22 protein-coding genes are annotated in these 22,210 nt (G+C 36.5%); 3 read left to right on the top strand and 19 right to left on the bottom strand.

Features of this window, described 5'->3' with window-relative positions; all coding sequences use genetic code 11:
* Positions 1-59: 59 nt before the first annotated feature.
* From fabG to M2139_RS03730, 12 genes are all read right to left on the bottom strand, one after another.
* Complete coding sequence (fabG, locus tag M2139_RS03785; protein ID WP_280737335.1) at positions 60-797, bottom strand: 3-oxoacyl-[acyl-carrier-protein] reductase; 738 nt, start codon at positions 795-797, stop codon at positions 60-62.
* Entirely contained in the window at positions 797-1,729 is a 933-nt protein-coding gene (gene fabD / locus M2139_RS03780) for an ACP S-malonyltransferase (RefSeq protein WP_280737334.1), read from the bottom strand. The genes fabG and fabD overlap by 1 nt, the downstream gene beginning before the upstream one ends.
* 127 nt (positions 1,730-1,856) lie before the next feature.
* Positions 1,857-2,087, bottom strand: coding sequence for an acyl carrier protein (locus M2139_RS03775; protein ID WP_280737333.1), 231 nt, complete (start codon positions 2,085-2,087; stop codon positions 1,857-1,859).
* 52 nt (positions 2,088-2,139) lie between these two features.
* Positions 2,140-3,108 (bottom strand): beta-ketoacyl-ACP synthase III, encoded by a 969-nt coding sequence (locus tag M2139_RS03770; protein WP_280737332.1) that lies wholly within the window; start codon positions 3,106-3,108, stop codon positions 2,140-2,142.
* 9 nt (positions 3,109-3,117) lie between these two features.
* On the bottom strand, positions 3,118-3,558 hold the full coding sequence (locus M2139_RS03765; protein WP_280737331.1) for a MarR family transcriptional regulator: 441 nt from the start codon (positions 3,556-3,558) through the stop codon (positions 3,118-3,120).
* Between the two features lie 283 nt (positions 3,559-3,841).
* Positions 3,842-4,072: a YkuJ family protein gene (locus M2139_RS03760; protein WP_280737330.1), complete on the bottom strand. Its 231-nt coding sequence runs from the start codon at positions 4,070-4,072 to the stop codon at positions 3,842-3,844.
* 110 nt (positions 4,073-4,182) lie between these two features.
* Entirely contained in the window at positions 4,183-5,049 is an 867-nt protein-coding gene (locus tag M2139_RS03755) for an NAD(P)-dependent oxidoreductase (protein ID WP_280737329.1), read from the bottom strand.
* A gap of 79 nt (positions 5,050-5,128) precedes the next feature.
* Positions 5,129-6,358: a glycosyltransferase family 4 protein gene (locus tag M2139_RS03750; protein WP_280737328.1), complete on the bottom strand. Its 1,230-nt coding sequence runs from the start codon at positions 6,356-6,358 to the stop codon at positions 5,129-5,131.
* An 18-nt stretch (positions 6,359-6,376) separates the two neighbouring features.
* Positions 6,377-7,420 (bottom strand): glycosyltransferase family 4 protein, encoded by a 1,044-nt coding sequence (locus M2139_RS03745; protein WP_280737327.1) that lies wholly within the window; start codon positions 7,418-7,420, stop codon positions 6,377-6,379.
* A 344-nt stretch (positions 7,421-7,764) separates the two neighbouring features.
* Positions 7,765-9,492, bottom strand: a complete 1,728-nt coding sequence (gene ptsP, locus M2139_RS03740; protein ID WP_280737326.1) for a phosphoenolpyruvate--protein phosphotransferase — start codon at positions 9,490-9,492, stop codon at positions 7,765-7,767.
* Positions 9,492-9,758, bottom strand: a complete 267-nt coding sequence (locus tag M2139_RS03735; RefSeq protein ID WP_280737325.1) for a phosphocarrier protein HPr — start codon at positions 9,756-9,758, stop codon at positions 9,492-9,494. The genes ptsP and M2139_RS03735 overlap by 1 nt, the downstream gene beginning before the upstream one ends.
* 161 nt (positions 9,759-9,919) lie before the next feature.
* Complete coding sequence (locus tag M2139_RS03730; protein WP_280737324.1) at positions 9,920-10,108, bottom strand: hypothetical protein; 189 nt, start codon at positions 10,106-10,108, stop codon at positions 9,920-9,922.
* A gap of 221 nt (positions 10,109-10,329) precedes the next feature.
* Here M2139_RS03730 and M2139_RS03725 point away from each other — a divergent pair, with 221 nt between their 5' ends.
* Both M2139_RS03725 and M2139_RS03720 read left to right on the top strand, forming a co-directional pair.
* Complete coding sequence (locus M2139_RS03725) at positions 10,330-12,576, top strand: ATP-dependent Clp protease ATP-binding subunit (RefSeq protein ID WP_280737323.1); 2,247 nt, start codon at positions 10,330-10,332, stop codon at positions 12,574-12,576.
* Positions 12,577-12,814: 238 nt separating this feature from the next.
* Complete coding sequence (locus M2139_RS03720) at positions 12,815-13,114, top strand: DUF1827 family protein (RefSeq protein WP_280737322.1); 300 nt, start codon at positions 12,815-12,817, stop codon at positions 13,112-13,114.
* Between the two features lie 46 nt (positions 13,115-13,160).
* On the opposite strand, the gene M2139_RS03715 is transcribed toward M2139_RS03720, so the two are convergent.
* The 3 genes from M2139_RS03715 to M2139_RS03705 form a co-directional block, all read right to left on the bottom strand.
* Positions 13,161-14,741, bottom strand: coding sequence for a peptide chain release factor 3 (locus tag M2139_RS03715; RefSeq protein WP_280737321.1), 1,581 nt, complete (start codon positions 14,739-14,741; stop codon positions 13,161-13,163).
* A 183-nt stretch (positions 14,742-14,924) separates the two neighbouring features.
* Entirely contained in the window at positions 14,925-16,298 is a 1,374-nt protein-coding gene (locus M2139_RS03710) for a hemolysin family protein (protein WP_280737320.1), read from the bottom strand.
* Positions 16,299-16,500: 202 nt separating this feature from the next.
* Entirely contained in the window at positions 16,501-17,628 is a 1,128-nt protein-coding gene (locus M2139_RS03705; protein ID WP_280737319.1) for an AI-2E family transporter, read from the bottom strand.
* Positions 17,629-17,824: 196 nt separating this feature from the next.
* Between M2139_RS03705 and M2139_RS03700 the strand changes: the two genes are divergently transcribed.
* Positions 17,825-18,259, top strand: coding sequence for a GNAT family N-acetyltransferase (locus tag M2139_RS03700; RefSeq protein WP_280737318.1), 435 nt, complete (start codon positions 17,825-17,827; stop codon positions 18,257-18,259).
* 55 nt (positions 18,260-18,314) lie between these two features.
* On the opposite strand, the gene M2139_RS03695 is transcribed toward M2139_RS03700, so the two are convergent.
* The 4 genes from M2139_RS03695 to M2139_RS03680 form a co-directional block, all read right to left on the bottom strand.
* Positions 18,315-19,421 carry an N-acetylmuramoyl-L-alanine amidase gene (locus tag M2139_RS03695; RefSeq protein WP_280737317.1) on the bottom strand — a complete coding sequence of 369 codons (1,107 nt, stop codon included), beginning with the start codon at positions 19,419-19,421 and terminating at the stop codon, positions 18,315-18,317.
* A gap of 91 nt (positions 19,422-19,512) precedes the next feature.
* On the bottom strand, positions 19,513-20,046 hold the full coding sequence (locus M2139_RS03690; protein ID WP_280737316.1) for a DUF402 domain-containing protein: 534 nt from the start codon (positions 20,044-20,046) through the stop codon (positions 19,513-19,515).
* A gap of 177 nt (positions 20,047-20,223) precedes the next feature.
* Complete coding sequence (gene mutY, locus M2139_RS03685; RefSeq protein ID WP_280737361.1) at positions 20,224-21,378, bottom strand: A/G-specific adenine glycosylase; 1,155 nt, start codon at positions 21,376-21,378, stop codon at positions 20,224-20,226.
* Positions 21,371-22,168 carry a RecX family transcriptional regulator gene (locus tag M2139_RS03680; RefSeq protein WP_280737315.1) on the bottom strand — a complete coding sequence of 266 codons (798 nt, stop codon included), beginning with the start codon at positions 22,166-22,168 and terminating at the stop codon, positions 21,371-21,373. The genes mutY and M2139_RS03680 overlap by 8 nt, the downstream gene beginning before the upstream one ends.
* Between the last annotated feature and the right edge of the window lie 42 nt (positions 22,169-22,210).

The raw sequence follows: 22,210 nt of genomic DNA, 5'->3' as shown, positions 1-22,210 counted from the left end.
TAATTCCCTCCAGATTTACGCTGAATTATTTTCAGCATTTTTGAGTAATTTTTTATTTTTTAACCATTCATAACTAATCCGCCATCAACATTGATGACTTGACCCGTAATATATGGACTTTTTGCTAAAAAGATAGCTGTATTAGCAACATCAGCTGCACTACCATATTTCGCTAATGGAATTTGCGCTACTGTTTGTTCTTTAATTTTGTCAGATAAAACTGCCGTCATATCTGTTTCGATAAAGCCAGGAGCAATGGCATTACAAGTAATTCCACGAGCGGCAGCTTCGCGCGCCACTGATTTAGTAAAACCAACCACACCAGCTTTACTGGCCGCATAATTTGCTTGACCAAAATTCCCCATTAAACCAGAGATACTAGCTAAATTAATAATAACGCCTTCTCTTAGCTTCATCATTTTTTTCAAAGCATGTTGCGTCATATTAAAAGTTCCTGTCAAATTAATTTTAAGGACACTTTCAAAATCTTCTTCCTTCATGCGAATCAATAATTTATCATTCGTAATTCCAGCATTATTGATTAAAATGTGAACTGGACCTAAGTTCGCTTCAGCTTTGGCAAACATTTCGCCGGCACTTTCAAAGTTAGAAATATCGCCCGAAACACCGATACATTTCACATCATAAGCTGTGATTTCCGCAATTTGCTCTGCTGAAATTTCACCACGACCATTTAAAATAATATTAGCGCCCGCTTTAGCAAAAGCTTTGGCGATAGCTTTACCTAACCCTCTAGTGCTCCCTGTTACAAAAACATTTTTTCCTGTTAATTCCATTATGTCCCCCTGTTTAATAAGACTTCTGTTTCTGCTAATGTCGCTAAATCTTCCACGCGACTGATAGCGATTGATTTATCAATTTTCCGAATAAAGCCACTTAAAGTTTTACCTGGACCGATTTCTACCATAGTATCTACCCCTAACTCACGTAAAGTAGCGATACTTTCAAAAAAGCGCACTGGCGACATCACTTGCTGCTCTAGCAAATTTTTAATTTCTGCTGGTTGCATGATTTTAGCGGTAGTATTACTGATGACTGGCACTTGCATTTCACTAAAATAAATTTCTGCCAAAGCTTCCCGTAATTGTTCAGCCGCTGGTTGTAATAAGGCGGTATGGAAAGGTCCACTAACATTTAAAGGAATCATGCGTTTGGCTCCTTTAGCCGCTAAAATTTCAACCGCCCGGTCAACCGCTGCCACTTCACCACCAATGACAATTTGTTGTGGGGTATTGTAGTTAGCCGGAGAAACAATCCCGACTTCACTAGCTTCTTGACAGCTTTCTTCAATTAATTCTACTGGCGTATTCATGACCGCCACCATTTTGCCAACGCCTGCTGGTGCTGCGTTAGCCATATATTTTCCTCGTTTAGCAATTAGGCGGATGCCGTCTGTAAAGCTTAAAGCGCCACTAGCGATTAACGCGCTATACTCTCCTAAACTTAACCCTGCCACAGCTACGTATGGATATTTTTTCGCTTGTAAAACACGTAAAAAAGCAACACTAACTGTTAAAATCGCTGGTTGCGTATATTCAGTTTGATTCAATTGAGGATTTTCCTCAAAGCATAATTTCGCTACGTCATATCCTAAAGCATCACTGGCTTCTTCAAAAGTTTGGCGAACAACTGCTTCAGCTTGGAATAATTCTTGTCCCATCCCAACGTACTGCGCCCCTTGTCCGCTAAATAAAAAGGCTGTTTTCATCGTTATTATCTTCCTTATTCAAAAAATATTAATAAAAGCATCATTATGTAACATCTGTCATTATAAATAGAGGGCTGGGACATTAATTAGTTACTAATTCTCCCCCGCCCCCTATTTGTATAATCAATTATTTTGCTGCGATTTGTTTTTCAACGTAAGTTACTAAATCTTGAACCGTTGTTAAACCATCTTCAACTTCAATTTTCACGTCAAACTCATCTTCGATTTCGTTGATGATTTGGAATAAATCTAAGCTATCAGCTTCTAAATCTTCTTGAATGTTTGTTGTTAATTGAACTTCTTCTGCTTCTTTACCTAATTCTTCTACGATGATTCCTTGGATTTTTTCGAATACCATAATGCTTATTCCTCCGATATGTTTGTTTTTATTTTTTATATTTGTGAAGGGGTTAAATCGCTATTAATAGGCTGCCCCATGTCAGGCCGCCGCCATACCCCGTTAACACCAATTTTTGGTTGGAACCGATTTGAATCTTTTTTTGTGCAACCATTTCATCAAGTAAAATGGCGATGCTAGCAGCTGATGTGTTGCCATAGCTGCCCATATTCATTAAAAAGCGTTCACTAGGAACTTTAAGTTTGCGAGCAATTTTTTCAATAATCCGCTGATTGGCTTGATGCAGTAAATAAAAATCAACTTCATCTTTTTCATCAGCAACTGTCGCTAAGATATTTTTTACAACATCTCGAGTTGCAAAATCAAAAATATCCCGACCATTCATTTGCAAATAGTAATCACTGACTGTTTCTCCTTGCCAGAAAGGACTGTTGTTAGCAAATTCGCCAGCCGTTAAAGCAGCACTTCTGGTCCCATCTGCCATTAAATTTTCCTTTAAGAGATGTTTTTGGCTATCAGCTTCCATTAAGACGCCACCAGCACCATCGCCGAAAAGAACAGCAGTTGAGCGGTCTTGCCAATTCAAAATTTTTGAAATGGTTTCGCCCCCGATAATTAAGCCCCGTTTTGAACCTGTGCGGATGAACTTATCCCCCGTTGCTAAGGCATAAACAAAGCCTGAGCAAGCGGCACTAATATCAAAAGCTAAGGCGTTTTTCGCACCAATTGCCCCTTGCACCATGCAAGCTACAGAAGGTGAAGTATAATCAGGTGACATAGTTGCTACAATAATAAAGTCTAGACTTTCAGGTGAAAGTTTTTGCTTTGCCAACAATTTTTTAGCAACTTCAATACATAAATCAGAAGTTGTTTGATTGGTGACACAACGTCTTTCTTTGATCCCTGTGCGGGAATAAATCCACTCATCAGAAGTATCCATTATTGACGCTAAGTCATCATTTGTTACAACTTTTTCAGGCACATAACTTGCGGTTGCCGAAATTCTTCCATAACTTTCCATTGCTCACACTCACTTATAAGATTGCAGGAAATCATGAAGATTCTCTAAAGCTTTTAGCAAAGCTTTTTCTTCATCAGCTTCCATATTAACTAAAATATTTTTTACCATTTCCCGGTGAAAATGTTGATGCACCCGATAAAGCAATTTGCCTTTTTTAGTCAAACTAAGTTTAACTACCCGGCGGTCATCTTCACTTCTTATTCTTTCTACATAACCTTTTTTGACTAAACGATTAATGGCTATCGTAAGTGTTCCAACAGTAATTGATAGTTCTTTAGCAACTTCAGAAGTTGTTTTACGATAATACATGCCAATTGCTTCAATTGTATGCATTTCAGTAATTGACAAATCGTTAAACTGAGATTTCTTTAACTCAGATTCCTCAATTGTCAAAATATCATTGAAAACACTCACCAGATAATCATTGACGCTTTTAAAATCAGTTGCCATTACTACACCATCCATTTAGTTTGATTATCAAATCTTTTGATATTCAAACTATATCTTAAAAAAAAAAAAATTGCAACAATCTTTTTGTGAAATTTATTCAAAAATTTCTTTTAGCTAATTACAAATCCCGTTATATCAACATTCATGCTTTTGCTAAAAATTTTCCCTACCTTTAAAATAACCATTCAGCCCATTAAACTTTAACTTTTTTTAAGATTTATAACTATAAATATGTAGATTAAAAAAAAGACCAGCAAATGCTGGCCTTTTCTCTACATGCAAATTATTGAATTAAATCATAAATTTCCATCGCAACAATATCAATATTGTCAAATTGGTACTGTTGTTGCGAATCAGTTTCAAGTAGGTCAAAAGTTTCAGTTGAACCATCATAGCTCACTGTACATTTTTCTACGCCTTCTTTTTCAAAACGGCGAACTTGTACTTCATTATCGGTTGCCTCAGTCATTGCTTCAAGTCTTTTGATAATGGCAACTAGTTGTGAATGTTTCATATGGGTACCTCCCTCTTTCTAGTTCTGTTATATTGTATCAAATACCGCTTAATCATGCACTAGTTTTTAGCGAAGTTTCATATTTTATTTGCAACTTGTTTCACAAGCATTTATTCTGCCTGCCACCAACGTTGAATTAAAGCTTGTGTTCCGCTATTTTCATAGCCTTCTGCTGCTAATTCAGCATATAATTTTTCAGCTAATTCCGTCATAGGTAAGTTTAAATTTAAAGCTTTTGCTTCAGTTAATGCAATTTTCAAATCTTTAATAAAATGCTTAATAAAAAAACCTGGTGAATAATCTTCCCGCAAAATCCGGGGACCATAATTATCTAAAGACCAATTGGCAGCTGCACCTCCACCAACAACTTGTAAAGTAGCTTCTAAATCTAAATTAGCGGCTTTCGCATAGACTAGCATTTCTGATAAACCTAACATTGTCCCTGCTACCATAATTTGGTTGGCCATTTTCGTATGTTGACCACTACCAGCGGCTCCTTGTAAAACAATTTTTTTACCGATTTTTTCAAAAATTGGCAAAACTTGTTGGAAAGTTGCTGCATCGCCACCGACCATAATCGTTAAAGTAGCATTTTTCGCGCCAATATCGCCACCCGAAACTGGCGCATCCAAAGCTTGCGCGCCCTGTTTGACAGCTGCATCAGCAATTTTTTTAGCTAAAGTTGGCGTACTGGTAGTCATATCAACAACAATTTTATCAGTCATTGTTGCTGCGAAAATTCCTTGCTCACCAAAATAAGTCATTTCCACATCACTTGGGTAGCCGACAATCGTAAAAATAATCTGACTGGCTTCTGCCACCGCTTGCGGACTAGCTTGCCAAATCGCTCCGTCTGCGATTAAAGATTGGGCTTTACTTTTTGTTCGGTTATAAATATTTACTTGATAACCAGCCTTTAATAAATTAGTAATCATGCCGCTGCCCATAACGCCAGTGCCAATAAAACCAATTTCCATATCTTTCATCTTCTTTCAAGTTAGATTTTAATCAAAAACAGCTAACTCTAGTCTACACGAGAATTAGCTGTCTAAAAAGTTATTTTTCTTGAAACTTCGAAGTAAATCTCACTTTTATTTTGTCGATCGGTGGCGTCATTTCTTTGACTAATAATTTCTGTTGATGATATTCAATCATATCTTGATAAAAAGCTAACATCGAATCGCCAAAACAAGTTGCTGAAATTTCATAAAGTTTTTCTTTTAAAATAATTGGATCCATACCTTGATTATTTTGCATATAATCAATCATACAATCGGCAAAATCTTCTTCCGTTTCATAAGTACAGCCTAATGTCGGATGATTAATCAACTGCTCCAAATAAGCATTTCCCATAACAACTGATTGTAAACCAGCTGACATAGCTTCTATATAAGTTAAGCCTTGTGTTTCAGAATGAGAAGCGCTGATAAAATAATCCGCAGCCTTATAGTAATATGCCACTTCTGCATTATCAACTTCTCCGACAAATTGCACAAACTCTTCTATATTAAGGTCGGCAATCAGCTTTTCTAATTCTTCTAAGTAAGGACCTTTCCCGACAACTACTAAACGAGCTTGTGGAAAAGCGGCCAAAATTTTAGGGAAACCTTTAATCAAAGCTTGAATATTTTTTTCATAAGAAAGGCGGCTTAAGGATAATAGCATTAACTGATCTTCTGCAATACCTAAATCTTCCCGTAATTTTTGAGTCATATCCGGCGTAATATCAGGCCGCAAAAATTTTTGAATATCAATCCCGGTGGGAATAATCCGCATCGGCGTCGTTGTTCCATAACGCTCCAAGGTATCCGTCACTCGTTTACTAGGACAAACAACCCCAGTTGAATGGTTAACAAACAAACGAGAAAAATATTTTACATGACTAGGTTTTACAACTTTACCTTTTGCAATATAGTGTAAATAATCTTCATACATCGTATGATAAGTATGAATGACGGGAATCCGTAATTTCTTCCCTACCATTTTACCTAAAATCCCGGTACCAAATTCGGTATGGGTATGAATTAAATCTAGTTCCAGCTCTTTCGCAATTAAATAGGCATACCACATTCCCCGAACCACAATGCGCCGGTCAGTAAAAGAAACAAACGGTACGCTGGGCATCCGAATAATGTCTTTTTCAACTTCAGGGGCTTGCGGATCAGTTGTTGTAAAAATATAGACTTCATGTCCACGATTTTCCAATTCATTTTTTAAAGTCTGAATTGATGTAGCTACCCCACTTACTTGTGGAAAGTAAGTGTCCGTAAAAAAACCAATCTTCACAATTATTACTCCCAACTTTTAAATCTTTTCGTGAATCATTTTCTCAGAAGAATCAGGTGTTCCTAACACTTCTGAATAAACACTCGCTAACTCACTACCAATTTCACTAATACTTCTTGATTGGGCCGTTTGATAACCAGCTGCTGTTAAATCCGGCAATTCTTTTTGAACAATTTGTCGGATTTTAGTAGCAAATTCTTGGTTATTACTACCCATATAGCAGTTTTCATCAGCCGCTAACCAGCCTTGATAAACCGGAATATCTCGTACCAAAACATTTTGTTTACTAGCTAATGCTTCCAACACAACAATTCCTTCTGTTTCTTCATAAGAAGGAAAGAAAAATAAGTCAGCGTTGGAATACGCGCCTTCAATAATATCCCCTTTAATATAACCAGGGAAAATCACGTTTTCAGGATGATCTTCTTTAACGATATTACGAATATTTTTAGGGATACTATACATAGGTACATCCCCAAACCAAATAAATGTATATTCTGGCATTTGACGAGCAATTTCAACAAAGTCAATAATACCTTTGCGTTCAAAGAATAAGCCGACACAAATAATTACTTTTTGATCAGGTGCTAATTGGAAATACTCTCTAAAAAGTTGTTCTTTTTCAGGGTTTGGTTGATAGCGTTCAATATCAATCCCGTTTGAAATAGCACTAATCGGCAATTGAATGCCGTAACTTTCTAACAACATTTTAGAATAAGGCGTTGGCGTAATCAAATAATCCGCCTTAGAATATAAACTAACCAAATATTTTTTTACAAGTGGTGAAATCTGGTTAGAACCAATAAAGGAATTTCTGAAATCTTCTTCTGTTGAATGGGCGTGGTAAATCACCTTTTTCCCCATTTTTCGTGCTTTAGCTACCATATTATGGCTATTAATTCCATAAGTGTTAATATGCAAAATATCATAGTCAGTACTATTTGCATCTAATGTATATTCAATCCCAACTTCTGAAAGAGCTCTTTTTTGATGTGCCAAGGCACGGCCAATTCCAGATTTCGCTAGGATCTTCTCACCTTCAAAGTACAGCAATACCTTCAAAGTTGGATCACCTCCAAGTTTCATACAATAACATTATAGCACAGCTTTAAAAAAATGCACTCAAACTAAAGTCTTAATTTTTGCAAAGAAATCATTCCAATCTCCTTAATATTTTAAAGAAGTTAATCAAACACCTAATAAATCAAGCTTTTATCAGATACTACCAGAAAATAACAAGTGTAAAAAAATATTTAAATTTTTTCTCATTTTTTTATCCAACTAATGGTTAGCTATCAAAGAATGACTACGCTTTTTTCAAAATGAAACTTTTTTATAAAGTAACAAGCGATTTACCACACCACAAAAAAGGACACCTAAATAGGTGTCCTTAAGTAGTTGTTTAATTAATTAGTATATTCTTCCACCAATGCTACAACTTCTTCCATTGTATCGCATTCATCAATTGCGCGATTTGCAAGTTCAGTCATTTTAGTAGTGTCCAAACGTTTCATTAAACTACGAGTTTTAAGAATAGAAGTTGCGCTCATAGAGAACTCATCTAAACCAAGACCCATTAATAATGGTACTGCAGTTTGATCGCCAGCCATTTCGCCACACATACCAGCCCATTTACCTTCAGCATGCGCTGCATCAATTACGTTCTTAAGCAAACGTAGAATAGATGGGTTATAAGGTTGATATAAGTAAGAAACGCGTTCGTTCATACGGTCAGCAGCCATTGTGTATTGAATTAAGTCATTTGTTCCAACTGAGAAGAAATCTACTTCTTTAGCAAATTTATCAGCAATGACAGCAGCAGCAGGAATTTCAATCATGATACCTACTTGAATTTCGTTAGAAACTTCAACGCCTTCGCTAACTAATTTAGCTTTTTCTTCTTCAAAGATTTGTTTAGCTGCTCTAAACTCTTTGATTGTTGCAACCATCGGGAACATAATTCGTAAGTTACCATAAACAGAAGCACGTAACAACGCCCGCATTTGTGTACGGAACATATCGTCACCTTGTTCTGATAAGCTAATACGCAATGCGCGGTAGCCTAAGAATGGGTTCATTTCATGAGGTAATTTCAAGTAAGGTAGCTCTTTATCGCCACCGATATCCATTGTCCGAACAACAACAGGTTTACCAGCCATACCTTCTAAAACAGCTTTATAAGCTACGAATTGATCTTCTTCGGTTGGGAAATCAGGTGAATCCATGTATAAGAATTCAGTCCGATATAAACCAATACCTTCCCCACCATTGTTATGCACACCTTCTAAATCTTTTGGTGTACCAATGTTAGCTGCTAATTCAAAGTGTTTGCCATCAGCAGTTACAGTTTCAGCATTTTTTAATTTTTCCCATTCAGCTTTTTGAGCTGCATAAGCATCACCAGCTTTTTTGAATTCAGCTGCTTGGTCATCAGTAGGATTAACAATTACATCCCCTTCAATCCCATTAACAGCTAAAATATCGCCAGCTTTAACTTTAGCAGTAATTTCTTTAGTACCAACAATTGCTGGAATTTCTAAAGAACGTGCCATAATTGCTGAGTGAGAAGTACGTCCACCAACATCTGTAACGAAAGCTTTAACGAAGTTACGGTCTAATTGAGCAGTATCACTTGGTGTCAAGTCATGTGCCACTACGACAACTTCTTCGTTAATCATTGAAGGATTCGGTAAAGTTACTCCTAGCAAATGAGCTAAAATACGTTTCGCAACGTCGCGGATATCCGCAGCTCTTTCTTGCATATAAGCATTGTCATCCATTGCTTCAAACATACCGATATACATATCAGTAACTTCTTTTAAAGCAGCTTCAGCATTTACTTTATTATCGCTAATATTTTGATTAATCTGACCAATCATTTCTGGGTCAGACAATACCATTAAATGTGCATCAAATACTTGTGCTTCTTCTTCACCAAGACTTTGTGCTGCCTTTTCCCGAATTGCTTGCAGTTCTTCAGTTGAAGTAGTTAGCGCTACTTGTAAACGTGCTTCTTCAGCAGCAACATCTTCCACATTGGTTTTACTGAAAGATAAATCCGGTTGAACTAGCAGGTAAGCTTTGGCAACGGCAACTCCATCACTTGCGGCAATCCCTTTTAGCATTTCAACCATTATTCAGATAAACCTTCCTTTTTCATAGTTTCAACGATCGCAGCAATTGCGTCTGCTTCGTCAGCACCTTCTGCAGAGATTGTTACGTCAGCGCCTTGGCCAACACCAAGAGACATAACGCCCATGATAGATTTAAGGTTTACAGATTTGCCTTTGTATTCAAGGTTGATATCTGAGTTGAATTTACTTGCAGTTTGCACTAATAATGTTGCAGGGCGTGCATGAATCCCAGTTTCTGCTACTACATGAAAGTCTTTCTTTTCCATAATAAATCGGTCTCCTTTGTGTAAAAAAAATTTAATGTTAGGGTTTTCTTTTTGATGCCTTTAAAGCGTCTTCAGAAACTCCCCTTCATTTTTTAAGATTAACATTTTTTTGTCATTGTTACAACCATTTTTGATTGTTTTGTCGCAAAAATCTATTTGTTTTACGAACTTTCTTGATAGCGATAGACAATTCGTCCATTAAATTGCGCTTCGCCGACAAAATTCTTCTTGTCTGCTTGGGTCATCCAAACTTCTCTAAACAGCATAAAATCAGCACGTTCAACAACTAATTCTGAACTTTCACCGTTACGCAGCGCGGCAATTTCTTTTTCATAGCGATTTTCTTCCAATCAGAATCCCTCCAACATTTTTACAAAGATTAACTTCATTATACCCCTTTATTTCGTCAAAACAAAATACTTGCATAAGGATAAAAAATTGCTATAATTATCTCAAAGGTCAAAATTGGTCAATGATTTATTTGACTAAAAAAAGCCTTATCTTTTTACCTTTCAGCTATCGAGGAGTAAAATAGTCGTATCAACTTATTTTGAAAGGATGTGCAGCATTTATGCTTTGTCAAAATTGTGGTCAAAATGAAGCTACCATTCATTTATATGCAACAGTCAATGGTTCTCGCAAGCAACTAGATTATTGTCAGAATTGCTATCAAAAAATTAAAAATCAAACTTTAGATAATCAGCCAAATATGGCACAACAAGACCCTTTTGGTTTTAATAGCTTAGAAGATTTATTTCGTTCAATGTCTCGTCAAATGCAACAAGGAAATAGACCTTACGAGCAAACACCACCCACTCAAATCGGTGGTGGCAATAACTTTAATGGTGGTCAACCTCCCCGTAATCCACAAGCCCCCAATGGTTTGTTAGGAGAATACGGCATTAACATTACTGAGCAAGCCCGCCAAGGTAACGTCGACCCAGTTGTCGGTCGTGACCAAGAAATTAAACGGGTGATTGAAATTTTAAATCGCCGCACGAAAAACAATCCAGTTTTAATCGGCGAACCTGGTGTCGGTAAAACAGCGGTAGTTGAAGGTTTAGCGCAAAAAATTATTGATGGCGATGTGCCCCAAAAATTGTTAGATAAAGAAGTCATTCGTTTAGATGTAGTTTCCTTAGTTCAAGGAACAGGGATTCGCGGTCAGTTTGAAGAACGGATGCAAAAATTAGTTGAAGAAATCAAACAATCTGAAAACGTAATTTTATTCATTGATGAAGTTCACGAAATTGTTGGCGCTGGTGCCGCTGGCGATGGCAATATGGATGCTGGTAATATTTTAAAACCAGCGCTAGCTCGTGGTGAATTACAAATGGTTGGTGCCACAACTTTAAACGAATACCGCATTATCGAAAAAGATGCCGCTTTAGAACGCAGAATGCAACCAGTGCGGGTAGATGAACCAAGTGTCGCAGAAACCATTACGATTTTAAAAGGTTTGCAACAGCGCTATGAAGACTATCATCACGTTAAATACACCGATGAAGCCATTACCGCCGCCGCTACTCTATCTAATCGTTATATTCAAGATCGTTTCTTGCCAGATAAAGCCATTGATTTATTAGATGAAACTGGTTCTAAGAAAAATTTAACGATTCAAATTGTCGATCCAAAAGTTATTGAAAAAAAATTGAGCGATGCTCAAGCGCAAAAACAACAAGCTTCCCAAGAAGAAGATTTTGAAAAAGCAGCTTATTATCGCGATCAAATCAATAAACTACAAGCTATGAAAGAAAAACAAATTAGCGATGAAGAAACACCAATCATCACAGAAAAAGATATGGAAGAAATTGTTGAACAACGGACTGGCATTCCAGTTGGTGATTTAAAAGAAAAAGAACAAACACAGTTAATCAATTTGGCCACTGACTTGAAAGCCCATGTCATCGGTCAGGAAGAAGCGATTGATAAAGTTTCCAAAGCGATTCGTCGTAATCGGGTTGGTTTAGGCAAACAAAATCGGCCGATTGGTTCCTTCCTTTTCGTTGGTCCAACAGGTGTTGGTAAAACAGAATTAGCGAAACAATTAGCCAAAGAAATGTTTGGTTCTGAAGAATCCATGATTCGTTTTGATATGAGTGAATACATGGAAAAACATAGTGTTTCTAAATTAATCGGTTCTCCTCCAGGTTACGTTGGTTATGATGAAGCTGGTCAGTTAACTGAAAAAGTCCGCCGCAATCCTTACAGCTTAATTCTGTTGGATGAAGTGGAAAAAGCTCATCCAGATGTTTTGCATATGTTTTTACAAATCTTAGATGATGGCCGTTTAACAGACGCACAAGGGCGTACCGTTAGCTTTAAAGATACGATTATCATCATGACTAGTAACGCGGGAACTGGTACAGTAGAAGCTAGTGTTGGTTTTGGTGCAGCTAGAGATGGCGTCACTCGTTCCGTTTTAAATCAACTAAATAACTACTTTACCCCTGAATTTTTAAACCGTTTTGACGGGATTATTGAGTTTCAAACTTTATCTAAGGAACACTTAAACAATATCGTGGCTTTAATGTTAGATGAAGTCAATCAATTGTTAGTGCCACAAAAACTGCATATTGAAGTTCCGGAAAACGTTCGTGAAAAATTAGTAGAATTAGGCTACAATCCTTCCATGGGTGCTCGCCCACTCCGTCGAACGATTCAAGATCATATTGAAGATGGCATTGCTGAATTCTATCTTGAACATCCTGAAATTCACGAGTTAAAAGCCAAATTGGATAAAGAAGGCAAAATTATCGTTACCTCAAAACCTGAACGCTTAGTTAAAGAAGCCACTAAAGAAAAAACTGTCGAATAACTACGGTCTTAGCTGCATGAATTTTGATAAATAATATTCATGCAGCTATTTCTTTTTATATGAAAAACTGCTTTTTTTGAAAAATCTGAATTTTAATGATAAATTACTTTCTATTTTTTCTAAAAAAATTTATAATTGGTATAGTGAGAAAAATTCTTTAATCAATTAATAATTTTTAAATAAGCGATTTAACTTTGCAGAAAAATTGCTTATCAAAATAGATGCTGAGGTGAATAATATGAAACTTGTTAATGTTACTAATAGTCACGCCCGTCTTGTTCGTAGCCAGCTGGAAAATACTGATGCTCAATTAGTCAAAGTTTATTCTGCCGGCAACACAACTGTCGTCTTCACACAAGCGATTAATCATAACGAAATTCTATTAATCAATAAAAAACGCAATATTTTAGCTAGCGAAATTTCTTATGTCAAAAAATATTTCTTAAAAAAATTGCCAAAAGATTCCTACGATGAAGCTGGCATTAAAGTTATTGAAATGGAAGGCTTAGTGGAAATTTCAATCCCTAAAACTGCTTAAAACCACCATGAGCAAGCTACTTGGCTCATAGTGGTTTTGCGTTTTTTTATAATAAACTTTTCAACTCAACGTCAGGATATTTATCGGCAAACCATCGCATCGCAAATTGATTTTCAAATAAGAACAATGGTTGGTCGAAGCGATCTTTCGCTAAGATATTTCTGCTTGAGCTCATTTTTTCATCTAAATCTTCTGGTTTAATCCAGCGAGCAATTTTACTACCCATCGGCGTCATGACCACTTCGGCATTGTATTCATTCAGCATCCGGTATTGGAAAACTTCAAATTGTAATTGCCCAACTGCTCCAATAATATATTCATCACTTAAATAAGTTTTATAAAGCTGAATAGCCCCTTCTTGCACTAACTGATAAATCCCTTTATGGAATGATTTTTGCTTCATGACATTTTTAGCAGTTACTCGCATAAATAATTCTGGCGTAAATGACGGCAACTCTTCATAAGCAACTTTTAATTTACCTTCATATAAAGTATCGCCAATTTGATAATTTCCGGTATCATAAACCCCAATAATATCGCCAGCTACCGCTTCTTCCACATTTTCGCGTGCATCTGCCATAAACTGCGTAACATTACTTAATTTCATTTTTTTAGCCGTGCGCTCTAAATTGACATCCATTCCCCGTTCAAAAGTTCCTGAGCAAATCCGCACAAAAGCAATCCGATCCCGGTGAGCAGGATTCATATTGGCTTGAATTTTGAAGACAAAACCAGAAAATTCTGATTCATAAGGACTTACTGCTTCCCCATCAATTGTCTTATGAGCGTGAGGCTCTGGCGCAAACTGTAAAAATGTTTCTAAGAAAGTTTGCACGCCGAAATTAGTTAAGGCTGAACCGAAGAATACCGGGGTTTGTTCCCCTTTAGCAATTTTTTCAACATCAAAAGCATCACCGGCTTCTTTTAACAGTTCAACTTCTTCCAAAACTTGCTGATAAACGCCATTTTCGGTTAAAGGATGGTCAGCGGCAATGCCACCTGTTTCATCTAAACTTACAAAACGTTGATTATCATAATTTTCTGGACGATATAATTCTACTCGTTGATTATAAATATCATATAAACCCTCTAAGCCTTTCCCCATGCCGATTGGCCAATTCATTGGGTAAGATTCAATTTGCAACAGCTCTTCCAGCTCTTCTAATAAATCTAATGGCTCACGACCATCACGGTCCAATTTGTTGATGAAAGTAAAAATCGGAATACCGCGTTTTTTAACAACTTGGAAAAGTTTTTTCGTTTGGGCTTCAATCCCTTTGGCGCTATCAATTACCATCACCGCGCTATCTACCGCCATTAAAGTTCGATAAGTATCTTCAGAAAAATCTTCGTGCCCAGGGGTATCTAAAATATTTACCCGTTTGCCGTCATAATCAAATTGCATCACAGAACTGGTTACCGAAATCCCCCGTTGTTTTTCAATTTCCATCCAGTCAGATTTCGCAAAATTCCCAGTTTTTTTCCCTTTAACCGTTCCTGCTTGACGAATCGCGCCACCAAAAAGCAACAGTTGCTCGGTAATTGTCGTTTTCCCCGCATCCGGGTGAGAAATAATCGCAAAAGTTCTACGACGTTGTACTTCTTTTTTTAAATTAGGATTATCCATTTTTAACTCCAATCATTTACTTATCTATCTTAAAGTTTTTATTAATTATTTTATGTATTAAGGCGTTAACGCCAACTAGTGTAGTATACCATGGAATTTCATGCTATTTCAAAAAATTATCACTAATTTTGTAAAAAAATAAATTAAGAGACAACCAAACATCATTGGTTGCCTCCGACATAACTATCTCCGTGGTTCATCCACATCAAAATCTTTTCTAAATAAGCGGCGTTCTTCTTCTGGCTCAACTTCAGGTTCTTCTGGATGGAAAATCGCCCGTAATTTTTCTACTCGGGAATTTTCCATTTCTTCAATTACTAAAGTTAAGTTATCTACGTCAAAAGATAACTTTTCATCAGCACCAGGAATCACTCCTAAAGCTGTGATTAAGTAGCCAGCCATGGTATCGACATCACTCATATGCAAATCAGTTGAAAATTCTTCGTTAAATTCATCAATCAGCATTCGACCTTGAACCAAATACTCGTTCTCGCCAAGTTTTTCATATAATTTTTCTGCTTCATCAGATTCATCATCAATTTCACCAACGATTTCTTCCAATAAATCTTCCAGCGTTGCCAAACCGACAACGCCACCATATTCATCTAATAAAATCGCCATCTGATTTTGCGTCTTTTTCATTTCATAAAGTAAATCATCAATAAAAATGGTTTCTGGAACAAACAACGGTTCTTGCATAATTTTCCGTAAATCCAAATGTTCAAAGCCAAATTTATGAGCGGCTTTTAACAGGTTTTTGGTATGTAAAATACCAACGACTTTATCTTTATCTTCCTCATATAAAGGAATCCGTGAATAATTTTCCGCTAAAACTTTTTGTACATTTTCATCAACATCATCTAAAATATCTAACATAAAGGCGACCGTTCTCGGTACCATTACCTCACGGGCAACTTTCGTATCCAAAGAAAAGACTCCTTGCAACATTTCTAACTCATCATTATCTAAAACACCTTCAGCTTCTAACATGTAACGCATTTCGTCACGGGTCATTTTATTATCTTCATCATCAAAATCCATCGGCGTGATTCTTGATAATAAATTAGTCGTAGCTGAAAGCAACCAGACAAACGGCCGAGCAATTAAACCTAAAGCCTGCACCGGTCCAGCAGTCAGATTAGCAACCTCTTCTGATTTATTCATAGCAATTCGTTTCGGATACAACTCCCCAAAAACGATAGAAACAAAAGTTAACAAGGCTAAAACAATAATCGTCGCCAAGTTTTTAGCTGCCGCACCGCCACCTAGTAAAGGCGCCAAGCGTTCCGCCAAAGTATCGGCTAAAGAAGCCCCAGATAAAATGTTAACTAAAGTAATCCCTACTTGAATAGTTGATAAAAAATTATTAGGATTTTCCAATAACTTTTGTAGTCGCTGTGCCTTTTTATCGCCTTCTTCAGCTTTTTGCTCCACGCGGTTTTTGTTTAAAGAAACCATCGCAATTTCTGAAGCTGCTAAAAAAGCATTCACAGCTGTTAAAAAAATTAAAAGTAAAATTTGTAGCAGTAACGACTGACTGTCAGGGTCAGCATTCATAGTTCTTTCTCTCCTTCGATTGTGTTTTTCAAAAATTAATTTTAGCTGAAAAATTAAGATTCGGAAAACAATTTAATTAAAAAAAATCGTGGCTAATTAAGCCACGATAAAATCGTATCATAAAGGGCGCTCTTTGGCAATATATCTAACTAGTTTTTGCCCTAAAGCTAAGAGTTATTTAGTAATTAGCACTAAATAATCACTATTTCTTAAACTCACTTGATTTATTTGTTTGAAAAAGGCGATTATTTTGGTCTTCTTTAACAATTCGCATCACGAAAATTACGATTGTCCGACAAACCGCATAAAAAGGTACCCCTAAGAAAATTCCTAACAAACCAGCTAAATTGCCAGCAACTAATAAAACAATAATAATAGTTAAAGGATGAATCGCTAAAGATTTGCCGATAACGTTAGGATAAATAATATTGCCGTCAATTTGTTGCACCACCAAAACAATCACGCAGCATAATAAAGCTTTAATTGGTGAATCAAAAACCGTTACAAAAAAGGCCGGCGCTAAACCTAAATAAGGGCCGATATACGGAATTAAGTTAGTTAAACCAGCAATCACGCCAAATAAAAATGCATAGTCGATACCTAACACTAAGTAGCCTAAGAAAGTAAATGTCCCTACAAACAAACACTCAATTGCTTGACCACTAATATAATTGGCTAAGGTTTGATTTAACTGCCCCAATAAGTCGGTAATTTGTTGGCGCCGTTTTTCAGGGAAAAACTTTTGAATCGTCGGCACTAAACGATGACCGTCTTTCAACATATAAAACAAGATGAAAGGTGCCGTAACAACGACAACAGTCGCTGACGCAATCGTCCCCACAATTGAACCTAAACTATTGGAAATTCCGCTTAAAGATTGTTGAATAATTTTCCCATAAGAAATATCTAATTTATCTAAGTAAGAAGCTAAATCGACTTCTTTAAAAGCCGGCAATTCGGTAATTTCATAAACTAAGGCTTCAGCTTGTTTAAAGAAAGTCGGCATCGCTGATGTCAAAGCAGCTAACTGTTTCGCTAAACTAGGAATCACGCTGACCAACATCCAGATAATAATGGCTACTAAGAAAAATAGCACCAAAGCCACTGCTAAAGTTCGCTTAATTTTAAATTTTTCCAGCAAGCCCACTAATGGATTTAACAAGTAATACAAAAACCCCGCAATTAACACCGGCGCAAATAAAGTTGAAAAAAAGGTGCTAATCGGCGCATATAAAAAAGTTAGCTTTGATAAAATCAAAACTAAACAGGCTAAAACTAATAGTTCCAGCGACCAAAAAAATAATTTTGATTGTCGTAAACGTTCAAACATAAGATTATCCTCCAACAAGTTGCCTTTATTTAATCATAGCAAAAATACTTAATCATTAGTATAACTAACTCTTACTATAAAAACTATTTTATTTAAAATCTATAAAAAATCTTAATTATTTTCTCTAAAATACTTTATTTCTCCAACAACTTTGCTACAATAAAAAAATCAAGAGAACTAAAAATAGGAGCCGCTTATGAAAATTTTATTTACTAAAGAAACCACTAGTCCCATTTATGCAGATGCCTTAACCATTCGCAAAGCCGTTTTTGTGGAAGAACAAGGTGTGCCGGTAACTAGAGAAGTGGACCAAGATGAAAACCAAGCCATTCACTTTGTTTTATATCTAAAAGAACAACCAGTTGCTACCGTGCGCTTATTACCTTTAAGCGAAAAAAATATCAAAGTGCAACGCATGGCTGTTTTAAAAGAATTTCGCCAGCAACAACTTGGTGCTGAACTTTTACAAGCTGCTGAAAGCTACGCAAAAGAACACAATTTCCACGAAATTCAGCTAGGTGCGCAAGCTGCAGCCTTAGCATTTTATCAAAAACAAAATTATCAAGTTGACGGTGAACTTTTTGAAGACGCGGGTATACCCCATCTTCACATGAAAAAAAGCTTAAATTAAGTCAACAGGACTAGGACAAAAGTTATTACATTTTTTGTCCTAGTCCTGTTTTTTACTATTCAGTAATTGAATCTAAAGTCGTTGATTCTTCGGTTGAGTTAATCGTTGCAATTGGATTCTCACCGGAAAAATATTTAGTTAATGCCGTGGTAATCCCTTCCGCCACTTGTTTATAATACTCATCATCCCAGATTACAATTAAATCTCCGTAAGAGTTAATATAGCCTAACTCTAACAACAATGATGGATAAGGACTTTCACGAGTGACAGAGAAATTATCCGTCTTCACACCTAAGTTAGGTAGTGATAATGCCGTACCATCAGCACCATAGCGCGTTTCTACAACTCCTAATCCATGACTAATGGCTTCCGCTAAAGCCTGATCTCTTTGATAATAGTAATAAGTTGTATAACCATTAAAAGTATCACTATAGTCAGAACTATCATAATGTAAGCTAATAAAAGCATCTGGTGCATACTTTTTGCTTAGCTCGGTTCTTTCATCTAAAGTCATATCGGTATCAGTTGTCCGCGTCATATAGACGGTTGCGCCAGCTTCTTCAAGGGCTTTTTGAACTGCTTCAGCAGTCGCTAAAGTAAAGTCTTTTTCTAAGTAAACTGTATTGGTACTTTCCGCGCCAATATCAGTTCCTCCGTGACCAGCATCTAAAACAATGACTGCATCTTTGATAGAGTTAACAGATTTACGATCAATTAATTTAGTAACATCCGCTTGTTCTTTAGCGATAAAGCCAGAGTTACCATTCTTTGTCCGCACATTAACAAAATCACTTTCTTCACCTAGATAGTCTGCCCACTCACCTGTAAAGACATCTTCAATGATCGTACTATCACTGTTAGCTGCCGCATATAAAGGAATATAATTTTCAGTATCTGAAGTGTCCGCTAGTCCATCACCGATTTCCTGATTATCATTAGGATCTGCGGTAGTTTCGACTTTATTAATTTGAACTTTTTCAATATACTTGATTTCTTCCTTCTTAACTTCGGTGGTTTCAGGCTCTGGATTTGTTTTCTTATTAGCGGAATAAGTTCGATCAAACCACCAACCTAAACCAATCGTCACAATAATCAATACAAAAATAAACATTGCAAATAATAATTTAGGCGAAACAACATTCTTTTTTTCCATATTTTCCATATTTTCAATCCTTCAATTCATTCTCTTTTTAATTATACCCTGTTACCGACAAGAAAAAAACAAAAAAGCCGAGAAATTTCTCGACTTTTTATCATTTTTTCGACAATTGCTTGTAACGATCATACCAAATATGAATATAGCCCTCGGAAAATGGTCCTTTACCGTTATTAATCCAGTCCACTAGAATTTTGACATTTTCCTTCAAAATATAATCAATTTCTTTAGGATAATGCATTGTTTTCCGATGAAATTCATATTCATCAACATCTAAAAGACGTTTTTCACCATCAGGAAAGACTTTGATATCTAAATCATAATCAATGTACTTAACTGCTTCCTCATCTAAAAGGTAAGGTGATGCTAGATTACAATAATAAGACACTCCTTTTTCACGAATCATTGCTATTATATTGAACCAGTATTTTTCATGGAAGAAAATAATTGCTGGTTCGCGAGTGACCCAACGGCGACCATCGGATTCTGTAACTAACGTATGGTCATTAACGCCAATTAGGGAATGCTCACTCGTTTTCAATACCATAGTATCTCGCCACGTTCGATGCAAATTGCCGTCATGCTTGTAGCTTTGAATCGCTACAAACTCTCCTTCTTTAGGAATTCGCATTGTAACCCTTCCCTCAGCAGTATCGTCGACTGCATTTTGTTTGGGTGCTATCACACCGACATCATAGATATTATATCAATAAAATTACTCTTTGCCTACTACTCTGTTTAAAGGAATGAATTTTTATTGCATATTCTTTATTTTTTCCTTAGCTAGTAAAGGTATTTTATTTCAAAGTTAATCTATTTTTGTTTGCCAACTAGCTAATAATTTATGTTGGATTTTTGGAAAAGTAAAATCGGTAAATTGCTCGACTGACAACCATTCTGATTTTTCACCGAAAGGAAAATTCGCTGCTACTCGTCCATAAAAAGGCAAGACATGCCATTTTAAATGGGTGAAAATATGTGTGACTTCGGGATAATGTTGTTTTTGCCAAATAACTGGTAATTCTGCAAAAATTTCAGGTTCGGCATTTTCCGCCACTAAAGGTAGCTGAAATTCAGCTTCACTATTTTGCCCCCAAAGATTTTTCAATTCATTAAATTCCGGTTGACTGACTTCTCTTAAAGGAAAAGTCCATAAATTTGCCAACAAGCCTTTATTTTGCCGCTGAGTTAACAAGACTTCTTCTTGATTATTTTCAATGATACCCGCCACTAAATAAACATCTTTCGGTTTCATTTTCTTAGTTTTTACCGGAAAATCCGGCTGACAATTATTTTCAAAGGCAAAACAATAACTGATTAGCGGACAAATTTCACATTTAGGACTTTTCGGCGTGCAAATTTGTGACCCTAAATCCATAAAAGCTTGGTTAAAATCCCCTGGCGCTTCATGACTAATCACGGTGCGGACTGCTTCATCAAAAATTTTACGACTACTGGCTTTAGCAATATCGGCATCAATAGCAAATAAGCGGCTGGCTACTCGCATAACATTGCCGTCAATCGCCGGTTCTGGCAGCTCAAAAGCAATGCTGGCGATTGCGCCAGCGGTATAAGGGCCGATACCTTTCAATTTTTGAATTTCCACCAGCTGACAAGGAACTTTCCCGCCGTATGTTTCAACAATTTGTTGCGCGGCTGCTTGAATATTGCGGGCGCGTGAATAATAGCCTAAACCTTCCCAAGCTTTCAATAAGCGTTCTTCTGGGGCAGCAGCTAAAGCTTCAATTGTCGGAAACCACTCCATAAAGCGATTGAAATAATCAATCACGGTTTCCACCCGAGTTTGCTGCAACATAATTTCCGAAATCCAAATGCGGTAAGGCTCGGTATTTATTCGCCATGGTAAAGTCCGTTTATTTTTTTGATACCAAGTTAAAAAATCAATCTGAAAATCACTAACTTTTTCGGCCGACCACGTTTGCCATAACGGCTGTTTATTCATCAAATTCTACTTTCTCCTCTAAATAACGCTGAATCAACTCAAAAGAAAAGCCTTTTTGGTATAAGCTCTGTTTGACTTTTTGCTGACGCTTTCTGATTTCTAAACGTTGATTTCGCTGCCATAATTTATCCCCTTGAAAAACCAGCGATTCATATTCCGCTTCGGGATTAGGCTCTTCTGTTAAAATTGCTAAAACCTCATTAATCACTTCTTGCGAGAAACCTTTTTGCATTAATTGCTGTTTGGCTTTTTGAAATCTTTCGCGACTACTCTTATTTCGTTGCTTTTTCAAAATCTTTTCAGCAGTCCTTAAAGCAACTTCTAACTGATCAGATAATGGATAAAAAGCTAAGCCAGCTTCAATATCTTCTGGTTTCAAGCCTTTTTGCCGTAATTGTTGAGCTAAAAAATTCGGTCCCTTGTCGCTTAAACGGACTTGCGTACGCACATAGTTTTCACCAAAGCGCCGATCATCCACTAAAGCCAATTCTCGTAGCTTTTCCATTATTTTTTTACTATCGGCTAAGCTGATTTCTTTTTCTTTCAAATAAGTAAAGACTTCTTTTTCAGTATGGATTTGATAACTTAAATAATGATAAGCCAACTGTAAACCTAAATCATAACCTGCTGTTGCTTTAATTTCTTTTAAACGTTCTTCTGTCAACTCTTGGCCTTTTAATAAGCGATATCTTACAAAAGCATCTTCTGACAATTGTACTTTTTCCTTGTTGGAGAAGGTGACAATATAGAAATTCCCTTTACCTTTAGCAACTTTTTCTACTGTTAGCATTTTCTCAGCTCCATTTTCGAACGTATATTCTACATATTTTAC

This window comes from Enterococcus sp. PF1-24 (assembly GCF_029893325.1).
GTDB lineage: Bacteria > Bacillota > Bacilli > Lactobacillales > Enterococcaceae > HY326.
Note: the sequence above shows the minus strand (reverse complement) of the source record. Positions and strands in the feature narration are given on the sequence as shown.